The 18228-nt window shown below is 69.7% G+C and carries 17 protein-coding genes and 1 pseudogene; 11 read left to right on the top strand and 7 right to left on the bottom strand.

What is annotated here, in order from left to right:
- Nucleotides 1-18: 18 nt before the first annotated feature.
- Entirely contained in the window at nt 19-900 is an 882-nt protein-coding gene (locus OG413_RS29465) for an alpha/beta fold hydrolase (protein ID WP_266810951.1), read from the bottom strand.
- 113 nt (nt 901-1013) lie between these two features.
- A complete protein-coding gene (locus OG413_RS29460; protein ID WP_266810949.1) occupies nt 1014-1445 on the bottom strand; it encodes a nuclear transport factor 2 family protein in 432 nt (143 codons plus the stop codon).
- A gap of 93 nt (nt 1446-1538) precedes the next feature.
- On the opposite strand from OG413_RS29460, the gene OG413_RS29455 reads away from it, so the two are divergent.
- A complete protein-coding gene (locus OG413_RS29455; protein ID WP_266810948.1) occupies nt 1539-2108 on the top strand; it encodes a PadR family transcriptional regulator in 570 nt (189 codons plus the stop codon).
- A complete protein-coding gene (locus tag OG413_RS29450; RefSeq protein WP_266810947.1) occupies nt 2095-2940 on the top strand; it encodes an SGNH/GDSL hydrolase family protein in 846 nt (281 codons plus the stop codon). The genes OG413_RS29455 and OG413_RS29450 overlap by 14 nt, the downstream gene beginning before the upstream one ends.
- 178 nt (nt 2941-3118) lie before the next feature.
- Here the strand turns inward: OG413_RS29450 and OG413_RS29445 are convergent, their stop codons facing one another.
- Entirely contained in the window at nt 3119-3628 is a 510-nt protein-coding gene (locus tag OG413_RS29445) for a MarR family winged helix-turn-helix transcriptional regulator (protein ID WP_266813145.1), read from the bottom strand.
- 211 nt (nt 3629-3839) lie between these two features.
- Here OG413_RS29445 and OG413_RS29440 point away from each other — a divergent pair, with 211 nt between their 5' ends.
- The 7 genes and pseudogenes from OG413_RS29440 to OG413_RS29410 form a co-directional block, all read left to right on the top strand.
- The gene (locus tag OG413_RS29440) at nt 3840-4559 is read left to right on the top strand and encodes an SDR family NAD(P)-dependent oxidoreductase (protein ID WP_266810945.1); all 720 of its coding nucleotides are present in this window, start codon (nt 3840-3842) and stop codon (nt 4557-4559) included.
- Between the two features lie 801 nt (nt 4560-5360).
- Nucleotides 5361-6890 (top strand): SDR family oxidoreductase, encoded by a 1530-nt coding sequence (locus OG413_RS29435; RefSeq protein ID WP_266810944.1) that lies wholly within the window; start codon nt 5361-5363, stop codon nt 6888-6890.
- A gap of 258 nt (nt 6891-7148) precedes the next feature.
- Nucleotides 7149-7475 (top strand): hypothetical protein, encoded by a 327-nt coding sequence (locus OG413_RS29430; RefSeq protein ID WP_266810942.1) that lies wholly within the window; start codon nt 7149-7151, stop codon nt 7473-7475.
- A 2-nt stretch (nt 7476-7477) separates the two neighbouring features.
- A complete protein-coding gene (locus OG413_RS29425) occupies nt 7478-8377 on the top strand; it encodes a condensation protein (protein WP_266810940.1) in 900 nt (299 codons plus the stop codon).
- A 60-nt stretch (nt 8378-8437) separates the two neighbouring features.
- Nucleotides 8438-8692: a polyprenyl synthetase gene (locus tag OG413_RS29420; RefSeq protein ID WP_323137932.1), complete on the top strand. Its 255-nt coding sequence runs from the start codon at nt 8438-8440 to the stop codon at nt 8690-8692.
- The gene (locus OG413_RS29415) at nt 8685-9662 is read left to right on the top strand and encodes a polyprenyl synthetase family protein (RefSeq protein WP_266810938.1); all 978 of its coding nucleotides are present in this window, start codon (nt 8685-8687) and stop codon (nt 9660-9662) included. The genes OG413_RS29420 and OG413_RS29415 overlap by 8 nt, the downstream gene beginning before the upstream one ends.
- An 18-nt stretch (nt 9663-9680) precedes the next feature.
- Nucleotides 9681-10421: pseudogene (locus OG413_RS29410) on the top strand (oxygenase MpaB family protein); the annotation flags it as partial.
- Between the two features lie 358 nt (nt 10422-10779).
- Here the strand turns inward: OG413_RS29410 and OG413_RS29405 are convergent.
- Together OG413_RS29405 and OG413_RS29400 are read right to left on the bottom strand one after the other, a co-directional pair.
- On the bottom strand, nt 10780-11556 hold the full coding sequence (locus OG413_RS29405; protein WP_266810937.1) for a hypothetical protein: 777 nt from the start codon (nt 11554-11556) through the stop codon (nt 10780-10782).
- Nucleotides 11557-11890: 334 nt separating this feature from the next.
- Complete coding sequence (locus tag OG413_RS29400) at nt 11891-13093, bottom strand: erythromycin esterase family protein (protein WP_266810935.1); 1203 nt, start codon at nt 13091-13093, stop codon at nt 11891-11893.
- Nucleotides 13094-13151: 58 nt separating this feature from the next.
- On the opposite strand from OG413_RS29400, the gene OG413_RS29395 reads away from it, so the two are divergent.
- Nucleotides 13152-13895 carry a TioE family transcriptional regulator gene (locus OG413_RS29395; protein ID WP_266810933.1) on the top strand — a complete coding sequence of 248 codons (744 nt, stop codon included), beginning with the start codon at nt 13152-13154 and terminating at the stop codon, nt 13893-13895.
- Nucleotides 13896-13984: 89 nt separating this feature from the next.
- Here OG413_RS29395 and OG413_RS29390 read toward each other — a convergent pair whose 3' ends face one another.
- Nucleotides 13985-15484: a peptide ligase PGM1-related protein gene (locus OG413_RS29390; protein ID WP_266810931.1), complete on the bottom strand. Its 1500-nt coding sequence runs from the start codon at nt 15482-15484 to the stop codon at nt 13985-13987.
- On the bottom strand, nt 15481-16950 hold the full coding sequence (locus OG413_RS29385; RefSeq protein WP_266810929.1) for a trans-aconitate 2-methyltransferase: 1470 nt from the start codon (nt 16948-16950) through the stop codon (nt 15481-15483). The genes OG413_RS29390 and OG413_RS29385 overlap by 4 nt, the downstream gene beginning before the upstream one ends.
- A 274-nt stretch (nt 16951-17224) precedes the next feature.
- On the opposite strand from OG413_RS29385, the gene OG413_RS29380 reads away from it, so the two are divergent.
- On the top strand, nt 17225-18142 hold the full coding sequence (locus OG413_RS29380) for a serine hydrolase (RefSeq protein WP_266810927.1): 918 nt from the start codon (nt 17225-17227) through the stop codon (nt 18140-18142).
- Nucleotides 18143-18228 lie beyond the last annotated feature (86 nt).

Here is an 18228-nt window from a genome sequence, read left to right as displayed (position 1 = left end):
CATCCGCCCGGCACCTTCTCAGCGCGCATCCCGGTGGGCGAGCAGGGAACGGAGGACCGCGTCGGTGTGTGTCCACAGCAGGGAGCCCGCCGCGTCGGGCAGCACGTGGCGTCGCGCGGTGGGGATGAGGCGGGAGAGGGAAGCGCCGTGATCGGGTGAGTGGGACGGGCTGGTGTCGTGCCGCCCGTACCAGAGGTCGACCGGAACAGTGATGCGGGCGGGGTCGAACGGCCAACGGCCCATCGCCAGGACGGTGTCGCGGGCGTACCCGTCCGTTCCCTGGGCGAAGGCCTCCCCCATCGCGTGGCGGAACGCGGACCGGAGAACCGGGTCGGCGTACACAGTGCGGTCGATCTCGCAGGATGTCGCCATGATCAGGTCCCACAACGCGTCCGCGCTGCCGAAGTCGGCGAAGGACACGGCGGCGCTGTCCGGGTCGGAGGCCACGGCGTCCACCATCGCCCTGACGTGCGGGTGAGGCGCATCGGTGAAACGGGGACCGGCCAGTTCGTCGCTGCCGGACACGATGGCGGCGGCGCTCACGGCACCGGCCGCCGCCAGGGCGAGGGCGAACGGTGCCCCCTGGGAGAACCCCACGACGGCCGGATCACCCAGTTCCCGGGATCGGATGAAGTGCTGAATGTCCGCGGTCCAACTGGCCAGCGTTCGGCCGGGATACGCGTCCGAGGCGCCGAGTCCGGGCCGGTCGACGGAGACGAGGCGGATTCCGGCGTCCTCGACCAGGCTGCCGCCGAAGCCGAGCCACCGGGTGGTTGCCGCGCCCGGACACAGCAGCACCGCCCAGCCGTCCTGCGGGCCCCACTCCGCCCATGCCAGCCGCCGGCCGTCGGGAAGCCGGGTCTGCCCGAGCCGGGCGGGGTCTCTCACGCCATGGTCCATGCTTCGGAGCGTAGGTGAACGAAACATCGACGGCAGGATATTTTTTTGGGGGAGCGCGGTGCGGTGGCTGCTGGTCTCTGCGCCGGGTGCTGTCTGTTCGGATTCCTGGCCGGCTACTGGTCGGCCGGCGCCGGTACGAGACCGTCGGCGACAAGACCGGCGAGGACCGCCTCGCCCAGGGCGTGCACCGCGGACTGCGGGCGGACCATCACGGTGAACTCCTTGATCCGTCCGTCCGGGGCGAAATGCAGCAGGTCGATGCCGTGGATCTGCTTCCCGTTCACGGTGGCGCGGAAGAGCAGGACCGCCGAGGGGGCCTCGGTGCCGTCGGCGCTGGTCTCGGCGGTGCCGTCGAAGTGACCGACGTAGCGGAAGTCCTCGAAGGTACGCAGGAGGACCCCGAAAAGCCCCAGCACCATCGGCCTGCCCTCGAACGGCGTGAACTTCACCGGGCTGTAGAGCCGGACGTCCTCGGTGAAGAGGTCGTCCAGAGCTGTCAGATCGCGGCTGTCGACGGCGGCACGGAAACGGTCCGCTGTGGCCATGGCTCCTCCTTGATAGTCATGGATATGATTAGTCAGATTCTTGATTATCATGTAATCGGTGTTCGTGGACAGAGGCGAGAAGGAGGCGGTCCGATGGCTTTGCGCCACGCCGTGCTGGCGGCGCTCATCGATGTGGAGCTGAGCGGTTATCAATTGGCCAAGGCGTTCGACATGGGTGTGGCGAACTTCTGGCACGCGCTGCCGCAACAGCTGTACGCCGAGCTGACCAAGCTGGAGAGGGAAGGGCTGGTCGTGGGCCGTGAGGTGGTCCAGGACACTCGGCCCAACAAGCGCCTGTTCGGTGTCACCGCCGCCGGGCTGGCCGAGCTGGAACAGTTCGCGGAGACGCCCACCAAGCCCTCCTTCATCCGTGACGACCTGCTCGTCATGGTCCAGGCCGCGGACCATCTCGACACCGAGGCGCTCGTCGCGCAGCTCACCGAACGGGCCTCCTTCGCCGCGGCCAAGATCGGACTGTTCGAGGCGCAGCTGCGGAAGATGCGCGGTGATCGCGACGAGGAGGAGTTCCTGCGCCACGGCGAACGCATCGGTCCCTATCTGACCTGCTGCCGTGGCCTGGACTTCGAGCGGGGCAACCTGGACTGGTGCAGGCGTACGGCGGCGCTCCTGCGGGAGAGGCGGGCGACCCGTGCTCAGCGATGACCATCTGCGCTTCGTCGCGCTGGGCGACAGCCAGACCGAGGGGCTCGGAGACGGCGACGACACCGTGGGACTGCGGGGATGTGCCGACCGGCTCGCCGAGCAGCTCGCGCTGCACCACCCCGGCGTCCAGTACGCCAATCTGGCCGTACGCGGTCGACTGGCCGGGCAGGTCCGTGAGGAGCAGCTCGCGCCCGCTCTCGCGCTGCGCCCCGACCTGGCCACGGTCGTTGCCGGGGTCAACGATCTGCTGCGGCCCCGGTTCGACGCCGACGAGGTCGCCGGTCACCTGGAGGCGATGTTCGAGGCGCTCACCGCCCGAGGGGCCCGCGTCGCGACCGTCACCTTCCCCGACATCGCCCGGATCACCCCGCTCGCCCGCCCGATCGGCTCCCGCGTCGACGCCCTGAATCACCGCATCCGGCAGGCGGCCCAGCGGCACCGTGTCGCCGTCGCCGAGACCGCACTCCACCCCGTGGTCACCGACCCCCGGCTGTGGAGCCCGGACCGGCTGCACGCCAGTCCGCTCGGCCACGAACGGATCGCAGCCGCCGTCGCGCACGCACTCGGCCTGCCGGGCAGCGACGACTCCTGGACCCACCCCCTGGCCGGACCAAGCGCACCTGTACCCGCCGGATGGCGGCATGCGGCGGGCGAGCTGCGATGGGCGGCCTCCTTCCTCGGTCCCTGGATCGGCAGGCGCCTGCACGGCCGTTCCTCCGGCGACGGGCGCACGGCCAAACGCCCGAACCTCCGTCCCGTACACACCATTTCGGGCCCTGGCGGTACGAAGAGGCGCAGCGCACACCCCGGAGACGCACCTCGGCTCCCGTGAGGTATCGAGGGTGACCGGCATGCCGTCGCTGTGGACGGGCGGCGTCCAGGGGCCCGGCGGTGATCGGCCACTCAGCTCTATGGCGCCGTAGAACTATGTGGCGCCATGGAGCTGCGTGGCGCCGTAGAACTGCTCGGCACCGTAGAGCTACGAGGACGGCCTGCCCGGCACTACCGTGCTACCGCTGCTCGCCCACCTGCGTGATCCGCTCGTCGCCGAGCCTCTGCTGTACGTCCTGGAGGAGTACGCGCAGCAGTTCGTTCAACTGACGCTGTTGCTGGGGTGTCAGAGCGGTGATCAGGTCGGCCTCGCCGCGCAGGACTTGGTCGACGGTGGCCTCGACCAGCTCGTGACCTGCCGGGGTCAGCGTGACCAGTACGGTTCGCGGGCGCCCCTGGGCGGGCCGACGGGCGACGAGCCCCTCGCGTTCCGCGCGCGCCACCCGCTGCGAGATCGCGCCCGCCGTGACCAGGGAGTGCTGCGCGAGTTCGCGGGTGCTCAGGGTGTACGGCTCGCCGCTGCGGCGCAGCACGCTGAGCAGGTCGAGGGTGGCCGTGTCCACCCCGGCTCGGGCCAGCACCCGGCGCCGGTCGTCGCCGAAGAGCTTGGCCAGCTGCCAGATCGGCGTGACGATCCCGATCGAGGAGACGGGGGTGCCCGGACGTTCGCGCTCCCAGGCGGCCGCGATGTCCTCGGCCGAGTGGAAGGCGCCGTCGACCGGCGTGGACTGTTCACCGGGGCCGGACGAAGCGGCACCGGCCGCAGCACCGGCGTCCGCAGCACCGGCGTCCGGCTCGCCCGGCGGCGGGGTGAGGGGATCTCTCGTCACCGTGTTACTCCCAGGTGGTACGTTTAGATCTAAATTTAGACCTACATGAACGCGATACGGAGCTCAGCATATGGCACGCACCATCCTGATCACCGGCGGATCCACCGGCATCGGCCAGGCCCTTGCCCGTCACTTCGCCGAGCGCGGCGACGCCGTGATCATCACCGGCCGCCGGCCCGGCCCGCTCAAGGAGACCGCCGCGGCTGTCGGCGCCCGTGGGCTGGTCTGTGACCACACCCGGCCCGAGGCACTCACCGCACTGCTGTCCGAGCTCCCCGACCGGATCGACGTACTCGTCAACAACGCGGGCGGCAACACGGACTTCGACGCCGACGGTGCCGACGACCTCGCGTCGTACGCCCGCGACTTCCGCGCCAACCTCGACGCCAACCTCGTCAGCGCGGCCCTGACCACCAAGGCGCTGGAGGGCCGCCTCGCACCCGGCGGCGCGGTCGTGCACATCGGCTCGATCGCCGCGGACCAGGGCGCGGGCTCCTACGGAGCATCCAAGGCGGGCCTGGCCACGTGGAATCTCGACCTCGCCGGACAGCTCGGTCCGCGTGACATCACGGCCAATGTGGTGGCGCCCGGTTACATCGCCGACACGGAGTTCTTCCGCGACCACCTCTCCTCCGAACGCCGCGACCAACTGATCGCCGGCACGGCCACGGGTCGCCCCGGCACACCGTCCGACATCGTCGGCCCGGTCGACTTCCTCGCGTCCCCGGCCGCCCGGCACATCACCGGTCAGGTGCTGCACGTCAACGGAGGTGCGCTGATGACGCGGTGAGGCTTTCGGGGACCCCGGGGACCCCTGCGGTTGCCGTGGCACTCGTCATCGCGCCTGTCATGGCAGCCGCAGCCGCAGCCGCAGCCGGGACCGGGACCGACGACCCGGGCCGAAGGCGCACGGCCGGGTGGAAGGCGCCGCGACTCCGCCCGTCGGCGACCGTGCGATGTCAGCCTCATGGCGTGGTGGTGTGCGGTCGAAGACTCACCTATGAAGAACACACACTCACGCCGGACCCTGCTCGCGAGCGCGGCCGGGACCGACGCCGCCCCGGGTTTCGCGGCCCGGCTACCGGGACTGTTCGGCGCCGTCGCCGCTTTCGGGGCTCCCGTGCACCCGGTACGGCACCCGGAAATGTGGCTCTCCGGAGCGAGATTCCTTGGCGTGGATGGTTACACGGTCTTCGGAGACCCCTCGAAGCGCTGGGAGACCTGGCTCGGCTGGGATCCCTACCGCCGCGCCGAGGGGCTGAGTCACACACCTGTCTACCTGGCCTCCGGCGACGGTGACCCGGCCCGCTCGACGGTGAGGAACCCGATCCGCGCATCCCGGGCACGGAGAGATGGGTCGCGCTCGCCCTTGCCGATGTCGTCTCCATCACCGAGGCCGTCCGCGGCGAGGAGACACGGATGCTCAGCGCGCGGCTCACGTCCCTGGGCGCGCCCGTCGCCACACAAATCTGCCCCGGCACCCACAGCGGGACTTACCGGTACCGGGAACTGCGACGCGCGCCGGGAAGCGGAATGAGCCGTGTACGGGCACGGTGGAAGGGGCGGCGATCGACAGGATACGGAGGGCGCCATGGATCAGGAAGACGCCGCAGCGGGGCTCCACTGCCTGGTGACCGGGGCTACCGGCTACATCGGCGGGCGGCTGGTTCCCGAGCTGCTCGACGCCGGCCACCGCGTGCGATGCCTCGCGCGTACCCCTGAGAAGCTGCGCGACCACCCGTGGGCGGGCCGGGCCGAGGTCGTCCGGGGCGATGTCCTGGACCCGGATTCCCTCCGGGCCGCCATGCACGGCGTGGATGTCGCCTACTACCTGGTCCACACGCTCGGCAGCGGGCGCGATTTCGAGGCCACGGACCGTGAGGCGGCCCGGAACTTCGCCGAGCAGGCCCGCGCCGCGGGGGTGTCCCGCATCATCTATCTCGGTGGCCTCACGCCTGCGGACGTACCGGAGGAGGAGCTGTCACCGCATCTGCGCTCGCGCGCGGAGGTCGGCGGCATCCTCCTGCGGTCCGGGGTTCCGACCACGGTGCTGCGCGCGGCCGTGATCATCGGTTCGGGCTCGGCCTCCTTCGAGATGCTGCGCTACCTCACGGAACGCCTGCCGGTCATGGTCACCCCGAGCTGGGTGTCGACCAGGATCCAGCCGATCGCCGTCCGGGACGTGCTGCGGTACCTGGTGGGCAGCGTCGGTATGCCCGCCGAGGTGAACCGCACCTTCGACATCGGTGGTCCCGACGTCGTCACGTACCGGGAGATGATGGAGGAGTACGCGGCGATCGCCCGGCTGCGGCAGCGGCTGATCCTGCCCGTCCCGATGCTGACGCCGCGCCTGTCCAGCCACTGGATCGGACTGGTCACCCCGGTGCCCCGCTCGATCGCGCGACCGCTCGCGGAGTCGTTGAAGTACGAGGTGGTGTGCGCCGAACACGACATCCGGCGATACGTTCCCGACGGCCCGGGGCAGCCGTTCACCTTCGAACGGGCGCTCACGCTCGCGCTCCAGAGGGTGCGCGAGGCGAACGTGACCACACGATGGTCGTCGGCCTCGGTACCCGGCGTGCCGAGCGACCCGTTGCCCACCGATCCGGACTGGGCGGGCGGCAGTCTCTACGTCGATGAGCGGAAGGTTGAGGTGGACGCGCCGCCCGAGGCGCTGTGGAGCGCCATCGAGGGCATCGGGGGTGACAACGGCTGGTACTCCTTCCCCCTGGCCTGGGCCGTCCGCGGCTGGCTCGATCGTGCCGTGGGCGGCGTCGGACTGCGGCGGGGCCGCCGGGACGCCACGCGGCTCAGAGTGGGTGACTCGCTGGACTTCTGGCGGGTCGAGGAGATCGAGCGGGGGCATCTGCTCCGGCTGCGCGCCGAGATGCGACTGCCGGGCCTGGCCTGGCTGGAGCTCTACGCGGAGCCGAACGGTACAGGCGGTGTCCGGTACCGGCAGCGGGCGCTGTTCCATCCCCGGGGGCTGCTGGGCCATGCCTACTGGTGGAGCGTCTCCCCGTTCCACGCCATCGTCTTCGGCGGCATGGCACGGAACATCACGCGGGCCGCCGTGTCGCCGACGCGTGCGGAACCGGTCAAGGCGGCTTCGGCTCTATGAAGGAGCGATTGACAAGCGATCGACACGGGGCGCGGGTATCGCACGGTGCGTTGGTGCTGCACGGTGCGTTGGTCCTGCACAGCGCGTTGGCGACTGCGGGGGAGCGGGGGCGCAGTCGCGTGCCGGGAGGGCGCCGTCGAGTGCTTCGGTGAGCCTGTCGATGTGGGCCGGTGAGTGGGCAGCACTATCGAGGGCCGTAATCGGGCAGGCGGCCTCGTGGGTGGTGGTGCCACTGCGCGTCAGGCTGGGGAGGAGTCCATGGTGGAGCGTTTGCTCGCACCGCACGAGGCGGCTGTCGCCGAGGCCGGTGTCCGGGTCGTGCTCCACAGCGAGGTCGAGGGCGACCTGGACGAGGAGATCCTGGCAGAGGCGCTGGCTCGCCTTCGGTTCTGCTACCCGTTGCTGGCCGGCGGCATCATCCGGAGAGCGGAGGGCGAGCAGGTCGTCCGGATCGACGAGACTGCCCCAGGACCCTTACTGAACAACGGTGTTGATCTCGATCAGGAGATCAACACCCCCTTGCCCGGGACAAGGGCCCGCTGCTGCGACTCACGCTGCTGCGTGAGCCTCACCGCACCCGCGTAGTGATGACGCTGCCTCGGGCGTTCGCCGACGGGATGAGCTATCCGGCCGTCCATCAACGGCTGTGGGACCTCTACACCGCACTGGCCACGCACCGGCCGGTTTCCACCGAGCCCGTCCGGCCGGTGCTGGGCCCGGCCCTGGACGACATGCCCGCTTCCCGCTTCACTTCGGAACAGCTGAGTGAATTCGTCGCGGAACGCGCGCGGCTGGACTCCGGGGCGCCGCCCTCCCCGCTGCCCGCCCTCGCCTCCCGCGACGGCGGTCCCGGCCCCGATACGAGCTTCGGCATCATCGGCGTGGAAGCCGACGCGGACCGGTGCGGGACGCTGGTCCAGCGCGCCCGCGACGCCTCGCTCACCCTCGACGCCCTTGTCTCCGGCATCCTGCTGACCAGCCCGCGCTCCCTGTGTCCCGTTCCGGACGGTCCCGTACGGATGCTGTGCACCACGGCCGTGGACATGCGCCGCAGACTCGACCCGCCACCGCCCGACCAGGTTCTTCAGTCGGCCGCCACCACCACGTCCATCCGGCTCCAGGTCACCGACCGGTCCCGCCCGGTCGAGGTCGGGCACGACCTTGCCGCCCGGCTGCGCGCCGATCTGGACACGGGCGCCGCGGCGATGGAACTGGCCGCCTTCGCGTACATGCTCGACCAGCACCCACCCAGCCTGGTCATCACCAACGTGGGCATCATCACCGAACCGAGCCTGCCCGGCGGTCTCCGGATCCGCGACGTGCGCCTGGCACCGCTGGGCCACGTACCGATGATCTTCGCGGTCGTCAGCCGCTACAAAGGCCGCCTCGCCGTCGCCCTGACCTACAGCCGGGCCTGGTACACCGATGCCCAGATCCAGGAACTGGCCCGCCACGTCACCGTCGCACTGGACGACCTGGTGGCCTGATCGCTGTCGGAACCGACAGAAAGGGGAGTCGCGTTGACGCGAGGGACGGGGCGCCGAGCCGTGCGCGAAGAGCGTGCGGTGTTGGTGGTGGCGGGGCTGGCGGATGTGGCCGCGAGCACTCTCGGTTCGGTGATCAGTGCCGCGCGTGGGCTGCTGCTGCGCTCGGACGCCGCCGAACTGGTCGGTGACGCGAAGGACGATCTGGTGGCGCGCGGGCGCCTGGCACTGGACCGGCATCTCGGCGTACCACCTGCCCACCTGGAAGTGCTTGCCCGGCATGTGACCGATCGACAGGCCGCTCGCGGCGATGCCTGACCGGTACGAGTCCGACGCTCTCAAGGCCCGTATCGACCGTGCGCTGGAGCAGTTCGTGGCCCACGGGAAGCGGCTGCGCGCGGCGTTCTGCTACTGGGGGTGGCGTGCGGTCGGGCAGCCGGACAGCGACGCCCTGGTACGGACGGCGGCGTCCATGGAACTGGTGCACGCCGCCGCGGTCGTGCACGACGACATCATCGACAACAGCCCCGTCCGGCACGGCCTGCCCACGGCGCATGTCGCGCTGCGCCGCGTGCGGCACGGCCGTCCGCGTTCCCGGACGGTTGCCAGGGACTTGGCGATGCTCGTCGGAGACCTGCTGGTCACCCTGGCCGGGCACATGTTCGTCACGGGTGGGCTGCCCGCGGCCCATGTGACGCGGGCACGTCCGCTGTGGGCGGACCTGGCCCGGGATCTTGTCGCCGGGGAGTGCCTGGAGATCCTGCGCACCGGCACCGCCCCGGACACGGACGCCTCACTGAAGGTGATCCGGTACAAGACGGCCAAGTACACCGTCGAACAGCCCCTGCTCATCGGCGGTGCGCTGGCCGGTGCCGGTTCGCGGCTGCGAGAGGCGTTCTCCGCCTACGGCCTGCCGCTGGGGGAGGCGTTTCAGCTGCGCGACGACCTGTTGGGCCTCTTCGGCGTACTGGCCCGTACGGGTAAGGCCAATCTCGATGACCTCCGCTCCCGCAGGCCGACCGTGCTGCTCGCCGAGACCTGGCGGGTCGCCGGCCCGGCCGAGCGCGAGCAACTGCGCAGCGTGCTGGGACGGCGCGCCCTGGGAGCGAAAGAACTGGACGAGGTACGCGACGTGATGAGCCGCCTGGGAGCGCCTGCCCGTATCGAGAACCTGATCAGCGCCCGAGTCGAGCAAGCCATCCGTGCTCTGAACGGCATCGGCCTTCCCACGCACGTCGTGCGGGCGCTGGTCGACCTGTCCCGCACCGCGACCGACCGTCGGCACTGATCTCCCCCGCACACGTCCGCCGGCAGCCGCTTCATCCCCGCCGTCCAGAAGGTCCGTCTGCTGCACGCTTCCATCCGCCACCACCTCACGAGAGAAGGCGACTGGAACGCGGAGAGCCTCGGCAGGCCGATCTGCCAGGAGGACATGATCGGCGGGCAGATGATGTTCTCCCTGCTCGTCCTGGACTCCCTGCACCGCCTCAACATCCACATGAGCGTCGAGGGAGCCGAGGCGTACTTCTACGCGTGGCGTGTCGTCGGCGCGATGCTCGGTGTCGACCAGGCCCATGCGCCCACGGACCTGGAGTCCGCCCGTCAGTTCTTCGACCTGTACATGACCCGCTATATGGGCCCGTCGGAGGAAGGCGCCCACCTCACCCGACGCCTCATCGAGCTGTACGAGGAGGTGGCCCCGGGCACCCTCTTCGACCCGATCGTCGCCGCCCTGATCCGCTACCTGATCGGTGACACGTGCGCCGACTGGCTGGACGTGCCGCGCACCGCCTGGGACACCGCCGTCAAGGCCGTGCCGCCCCTGCTCGGCGTCCTGGAGACCATCGAGGACAGCTCACCCCTCGGTGCCTGGGCCCTGGACCGCCTCGGCCACCTCACCACGGTCCTCGAACTGTCCTCGCTCACCCGCGGCCGGGTCATGCGCTACACCATCCCCGAGCAGCTCAAGAAGGAGTACGGCGTCTCCGGAACCGTTCCACGTACCCGGCGCTGGACCCCGCCCGCCCCCACCATCAGCTCCCCATGATCCCGCTCGGCACCCAGACCCGGTGATGGCCTGCCCCGACGGTCCCGTGCCCGGCGGTCCGCGACCCCGTCGTCAGCGGCGATCGGTGGTGGGCATTGCGGGCCGCCCCACTGCGATGGAGCAGGACCGCGCTTGAGCGGCCGGGACCACGGGAGACGGAAGTGAAGGCAGTCGCGATCCAGACGTACGGAGGCCCTGGAGGTCTGGCCGTTGTCGACCTGCCGGCCCCGCACCCGCTGGTGCTCCACGCCGGGCCTGCCGCGATGCCCTCGGGACACCCGTGCGCCGCACCGGTGGGAGGTGCCCTGCCACTGGTGCGGCGCACATGTCCATCAGGGGTCCTCGGACCGGGACGCGATCAGCTGATCTTGACGCTGTCGCCGGCCGAAGTGACCTTCATGGTGGTGCCGGTGCCGGCGAAATGCCAGCGCCACGTGCCCGCCGCGGACGCCGTCACGGTGGTGCTGAGGTTGCCGGAACCGCTGGTCTTCACCGTTTTCACGCTCTTGTACGAGGCCGAGCCCGCCTTGCGGAACTGCAACGTGACGTTCTGCCCGCTGTAGCCGTGGTACTTGAGGTCTTTCCAACTGGCCCGGGAGAGCTTCCCCTTGACCGTGAGCTTCTTCCCCTTCGTGACGGGCTCCGGGGCCGCGTTCGTCGTCAGGGTCGCCGCACGCTTGAAGTGGTACAGCGCGATGCGGTCGGAGATCCAGTAATCCTTGTCATTGGCCTCGACAGTCGCGTTGACCTGCCACTCGCCTGCGATCCTGTTCGGATCCTCATCGCTGATGTACGGCATCTCCAGCGGGTTGACGCGCATCGTCGCCGTGCAGTCGGACGTGGTCTTCGACTTCTTCACGCAGGTCGTGCCGACCCACTCCACGGGGCCACTGCGGTTGTGCGTGCTGAACGTGCTCACGTAGTCGACGCGCTTGACGCCGGAGTTGTCCTTGACCGTCATCTTGATCGGAAATGTCACAGGCTTCGAGACGCCCACGATGACGTTCGTTCCGTTGTCGACGACAGTCTTGGTGATCCGGATGTCTCCGCGGCCCTCCGCCTGAGCCGATGGTGCTCCCAGCATCGTCAGGACAACAGCGGCGGCAGCCGTCGCCCAGAGCGGTCTTCGGTTCATTTTTCTCCTCGGTCGGGGCTGGTCCGGTGCACCGGACCAGGCGGATCATGCTGACATGCGCCGCCCCGACCGTGCTGCCCGGGGGAGTGGACCGTTGACGGTGAGTCGAGAGTGAGCGGGCCCGCCGGGCTGAGCGCTTCCGCTGCCTCGCGGCCGGAAACGGCAAGTCCGCTCTCGGCCCCATCGATGCCGGGACAGGAGGAGGCGGTGCGGAACGGGGAACGTCCGTCCGGGACGCCCTACAGACGTCCCGGACCTCGTGCTTAGTGTCCATGCTGGTCAGCGTGCTGTGCCGCGGCCCTGTCCCAGTGCCGCCCGTGTGCCGGTACAGGCCTCAGCTCTGGGGGACGTCCTTGACGAACACGACCCCGTCGCTGTCCGCCAACTGGGCCGGGTCAAGCGGGGCGTAGCCGAACCAGGGGGATACGCGCGGCGCGGGCAGTGTGTCGCCGAGGGCGGCGGCCAGCCGGGGGGCGTCGACGAGGTAGCGGTCCTCCGGGAGCGCGTACAGGAGTCCTTCGACGGTGCCCGGTGGCGGCGTGTCCACTCCCTGATGCCGGATCGTGCCGAGGGCCGTGGCCACGAAGGCGTACTCCTTGCCGAGCCGGGCGCTCACCAGCGCACCGGCACTCCACCACTCCAGCGGTATCCCGCCCATCGTCATCGAGCTCTTCTCCCGCTGGAGATGGCCGTTGTGGGCGTGGATGAGTGCCGGGCTCCGTTCGGCGATGGCGAGGATGTTGTGGGCCATCATCCGGTCCCGCAGGCCCACCAGCCGGGTCATGCGGGCCGGTGAGGTGTCGGCCATCCAGTAGTGGTAGCGCAGCAGTCCGGTGGCGGTGCGCCCGAACAGGCGTGCCCGGTCCCAGTGGTCCCGCGGCGTCGCCGTGATCAGGTGCGGCGTCTGCGTGTCGAGCAGCGCCACCAGATCGTCGGCGAGCAGCCGCAGTCGACTCGCCTCGGCCGATTGCCCCACGGACTGGGACGGGTCCGTCATCGCGGCGGGATCGGTCCACCGGTCGTCGGTGCCGAGCAGCCGGTCGAGCGTTTGCGCGGTGGAGGGGAGCAGACCCTCGTCCACGTGGGCCGCGAGGTAGCCGTGGAGCGCGGTGAGGGCCTGCCGGGGGCTGGCGGCGCCCGCAATCTCCAGCGGGCCGTCGAAACCGGCGAAGCGGAGCCGCTCGGACACGGGCCGGCCGTCGTTGTGGGCGCGCATCCAGCGCACGAGCTCGCGGTTGGCCGCGGAGGCGCCCCAGCCGTGGCTGAAGCCGTGCGCCATGACCTCGTCCAGGGTGCCCGTGCCCGAGGTGACGTAGTCGTCCACGACCAGGCCCATCATGCAGTCGCTCTCGATCGCGATCGTCCCGTAGCCCTCCTGTTCGACAAGCTGCCGGAAAAGCTCGTTGCGCAGGTCGAGCAGAGTGTCCTCGCCGTGGGTGGGCTCGCCCAGGGCGAGCAGCCGGGGCCGGGCCGGGAGCAGCCTCATGACGGCGGCAGCCTCGACGGCATGGACGGTGTCCTTGATGTCAGTAGCCATGCCTTCAACGGTATCGTTGAACCTTCGGTGGAGACTTTCTCGCGATATCGGCAGGATCATGGGGCGAAACCTTCAAAGCGGTGAGCGGCTCCGGCCGATCGACCTGGCGCGCGGACACGGTCTGTCCACGCAGGCCGTCAGGAACTACGAGGAGGCCGGCATCCTTCCGGCCGCCGGGCGCACACCCCACGGCTACCGCACCTATACCCCGCTGCACGCGCGGGCCTTGGACGCGTTCCTCGCCCTGGTGCCCGGCCACGGCCACCAGCGGTCGACGTCGATCATGCGGGCGGTGAACGAGGCAGTGCCCGATGAGGCATTCCGGCTCATCGACGAGAGTCACGCCCAACTCCTTGAGGACCGGCGCACGCTCCAGGCTGTGGAGAGCGCCCTCCGCGACCTGGGGCCCATCGACGCCTCGGGGCCCGACGCGGGGCCCGACGTGGTGTCCGGACCCGGCGGCACGTTCATCGGGCCACTGGCAGCGAAGCTCGGAATCCGGCCCGCGACCCTGCGCACATGGGAGCGCGCAGGACTGGTGCTCCCGCACCGCGACCCACGCACCGGATACCGCGTCTACGACGAGGCCGACGTGCGGGACGCCCGGCTGGCCCATCAGCTCAGGCGGGGCGGCCACCTGCTGGAGCAGATCGCTCCGCTGCTCGCCCAGGTGCGGGCGGCGGGCGGGCTGGAGCCGCTGGAGGCCGCCCTGCGTGACTGGCGCGGCCGGCTGTCCGCCCGCGGGCGCGCGATGCTGACCGGGGGCGCCGCACTGGAGGTCTACCTCCGCGAACGCGGATAGGACGGGTCCGCACCGTGGCCGAACCGAACCGAACCGAACCGAACCGAACCGCACCCAACGGTGTGGACACGCGACGAGTCCCCCGGTGGCTACTGCGACGGGGTCAACTGCTGTGCGAGGTCGTGCAGTTCTCGCATGAGTGCGGCCGCTTGAGCACGGCTTCGGCCGATACAGAGGGCGCCGAACTTTCCGTACTCCGTGACGGGGCTCATCATGTGCAGTACCACGCCGGTCTTCCGCGCCGGGTCGAAGCCGATCGGCGAACCGGTGACGGCCTCGATGAGCTGGGCCGGGCGCAGCCCCTTGTAGCGTTGGTCCATGATGGCGTCCGATGCCTCATAGCTGTACTCGGTGTTGTCCACGAAGAGGCGACCGTCCGCTGTCGGCTCCGCGCCGAGAAGGCCGACGGCCATGGTGAAGGGGTGTTTGGTCGCTGTGGCACGGAGATTGATCTCGCAGCCCAGCAGGCGCCACCCGGACCCTGACCGCACGGCGAGGAAGTCCACTCCGTAGTCCCCGCCGTTGACGCCGCGCTCCACCAGTACCTCACCCACCCGCAGCCCGTACTCGATGATCAACTGCCGGTAGTCGGCATGGGCCGGGAAGGTGCAGCCGTGGTAGCTCTGGCCGTTGGCACCGAGAACCTGGTCGTGAGTGGACACGGCTTCCACGGTGCCACTGTCGGTCAGGCGGCCCTGGAAGCTCGGGCTGGGCAGCGGGACATCCGTGATCATCTCTTCGGCGATCACCCCGGATTCCTTCATCAGGGTGACGTAGTCGTCCCAGGTGATCTTGGGGTCCATCAGGGACGAATGAGGCAGCGCCCGGGAGATCTGTTCCTCGACGCTGTCATCGGGTGCCGAGGCGATCCCGTCCTCCAGTTCGAGCAGAGCATTGCCCAGACCCCCGCCGTACGCGGTGCTGTTGAGCTTCAACACCAGTGTGCGTTTCCCGGCCCTGACCAGTTTGGCCACCTCGGTGGCGAGTGCCGCGGTGTCACGGCACACGCTGCTGCCCGCGGGTACCGGAATGGCGGCGGCGGTAAAGATCTGACGGCCGGCGTGCTTGGTTCCCAGCGGGATGTGGGAAGCGGAAGGCTGAGTGCCAGGCACTTCCAGGTCGCGGGCCAGTTGCTCCAGCGGCTGGGATGGCTCGAAATAGCTCAGCCGCACATCTGCTCCGGTGCTCCGGTGCGCGTCCGCGAACTCCCGCAGCACCTCCCGCACAGAGGCTGCACGCGTGCTGACGGGATCGAGAACCTTGACGCTCAGCCAGCGGGTGGAGGCATCGTCAAGGGGCACGATGCGGACCAGGTCGCGCTTCCGGCGCCGTTCGCCGATACCGGCCTCCTGAGCGTCTCCCGACAGGAGGCCCAGGTAGTAGTCCACCTGTTGGTCGGCGTCGATCAGGCCCGGGGCTGTCACGTACAGCAGGTGACCGTCACGACGGAGCACCGTGTTGACGATCGCGGGTCCCAGCAGCCGTTCGGGAAAGTACGTCGCGCCGGTCAGCCGCTCCAGCAGTTGCGGGCTGCACTCACGGCTCTCGATGTGGATACGGGCCGTGGGGCGTCGATGCGGTTCAGTCACAACGTCCTCGAAGCTACGGGCGACAGGTGGGGGTTGCGCAAAGCAACAACATGGGTACCCGCATCGAGGTCACGGCCTCCCACCGTGGCGTGGACACGGCGGTGTTCGACGGGCTCCAGCCCCTCGTCCCGAGCCAGGGTCAGAAAGTTCTCCACCCAGGTTTTGCGCTCCACGTCGTAGTCGACTCCAGCCACCAGGGCTTCGAGTTCCAGAACGCAGAAACGCACGCGCTGCCACGGGCTGTCATCCCCGATGTGGAACCACCGGTCCTGGCGCACTTCCTCAAGGAGGTCCGCCAAACGACCCGGCACCCGCCGGTCCGTATCACGCAGGGCCCGGATACGGCGCTGCTCGACAGGCGGGAGACGGGCGTCCGGAACATGTGCGAGCGCCTGGTCCATATAGACGAAATGGTGGTCGGTGACGGCCCGCGACCGCTCGGATTCCGACGCGTACGGCGTGACCATCTCGTCCGCGACAACAATCAGCCCACCGGGCGCCGTGTGCCGCTTCAGACCCCGCAGGAACATACGTGTGTCCATGTGGTGGGAGGCGCCGACCGAAACCGTCACGGGGTAGTCGTGGGGCCCGGCGAAGTCGGTGATCCCCGTCCTGTGCACGGACACCGCATGACCCGACGTGTTCTTCACCAGATGAGGGATGGCCGCCGGACTGGGCTCCACCGCGTCGATCCGCGCGCCCGGGAACATCTCGGCCAGCATCACCGTCGGCAGGCCGGGCCCGCTTCCCACATCGAGCACCACATCCGGCAGAGAACGGCAATGGGACCGCACCATGCGGCCCAACTCCACCATCTGCACGGCATAGCCCGGGTGTACCGCTTCGAAGAGCGCGTACTCGTCCACGCTGATGCGGGCCTCCCACACCTCGGTGAACGTGCCGTCACCGTGGGCGGCGTCCCCCGTTCCGACGTTTTGGTGGGGATCGTGGTCACGCACGAATCGCGGTACGGCCGGGACCCCGGACCGGTTCAGCACGTCACACGCGAGCGTGGCCACCAGCCAGCTCTCGTGCTTCAGCGCGGCCCTGAGCCGTTCCTCGTCACCGGTGAGTACGGAGCCGGCGTCGCCCGGCAGGCCAGTGAGGTACTCGGCGAGCTGCCAGACTTCCGCGGCCTGCTCCGGCGCCGGTAACAACGGGCCACCGCGAGCAACGCCCGGTCCGGCGCGATGGCCATGGACCACGAGGGACGATGCCCGCTCCTCGATCGTCACCGCCGCTCGCGGAAGCCGCAGCCGCAGACCGTTCTCCCATTCCTCGACGGACGCCTCGATCCGGCGCGCATACGTGCCCAGACGCTTCCGCAGGGCGGGCCAACCTACGTCGCTCGACAGATGGATTATTCGTTCCGGCAGCCCGTTCTGGCACTCCTGCACTACTTTGGCCACCACGGATTCAAGACGCTCAGAAGAATTGATCATCAACTCGGGACGCGGCAGTTCCACAGTTGTCCTTCCGGGAAGAGCAGTCCGGCCCGTGGCCGGAGCGGATCGTGCCAACAGCATCGCGACGACGGGGGCGTGACGACGATTTCGTACCGCCCCCGTTCCTCGGAACAAACAAGCCCCAACTTTGACGGAGTCGCCCGACTCAGACAAGACCGCCCTTCGCTATCCACCCACGTCGTGGGGGCAGGCGGGTGAGGTCGTACCCGCGGCGACCGGTGATCGGTGCGCGGGCCGCCGGACGGCACCGCCCGCGCATGATTGGCTGTTCCTCATGAGACCGACCGGAGCCGTGCTGATGACCCGTGACGGCGTCGTGGTTCACGAGGTGTACACCGGCACGGATCCCGCGACGGGGGCTCGCCGCCACCCGGGGACACGGTTCCAGATCGCCTCCCTCAGCAAGCAGTTCGTGGCCGCCACCGCCCTGCTCCTCGCCGAGGACGGCGTCCTGTCCCTGACGGACCGCCTGGCCGACGGGCTCCCGGGCTGCCCGCCCGCGTGGGCCGCCCTCACCCTTCACCACCTGTTGACGCATACGTCCGGCCTGCCCCACTGGGACGCGGTTCCCGAACCCGGTCCGCACACGTCCCCCTCCCGCGGGGACACCCTTGCCCGGATCATGCGCCTGACCTTGCTGAGCGCCCCGGGGGACCGGTGGCACTACAGCAGCCCCGGATACGTCCTGGCCGCCCTCATGATCGAGCACGCCGGCGCACGTGCGTACACCGACATCCTCCGCGAGCGGATCCTCCTCCCGCTGCGCCTGAACCACACCGGCACCTCAAGTCACCGGGCCGGCGCGCAGAGCGGCACGACGGACCTTTCCTGTCTGCCCGGCACCGGCGACCTCTGGTCCACCGCCCACGACCTCGCCCGCTGGGCCCGCGTACTGGAACAGAGCGAACTCCTCAACCCCGGCTCCCTCCGCAGCATGTACACCCCACACGCCATCCCCCGCACCCAGTACCCGACCCCTCTCATCGCCACCGGTTACGGCTACGGAGTGTTCCTGGGAACCCTGGCCGGACACCCGGCACACTTCCACCACGGCGACAATCCCGGCCACCGCTCGCTCCTGGTCCGACTCCCCGAACAGGACACCGGCATCGTCGTGCTCACCCGCGACGACGACACCGACCCGTGCACCACCCTGCCCGAACTGCTCACCGCACTGGCACAGCACCCCTGACCACTCGCCACGTGTGACGGGCGCGGCCGCCGCCGGTCCCCGGCCCCTGGATCGGCAACGCCCCACCGGAACAGCGTCGTTCGGCA

It is taken from the genome of Streptomyces sp. NBC_01433, assembly GCF_026340105.1.
In the GTDB taxonomy this organism is placed as follows: domain Bacteria; phylum Actinomycetota; class Actinomycetes; order Streptomycetales; family Streptomycetaceae; genus Streptomyces.
This window is presented reverse-complemented; position numbering and strand designations above follow the sequence as displayed.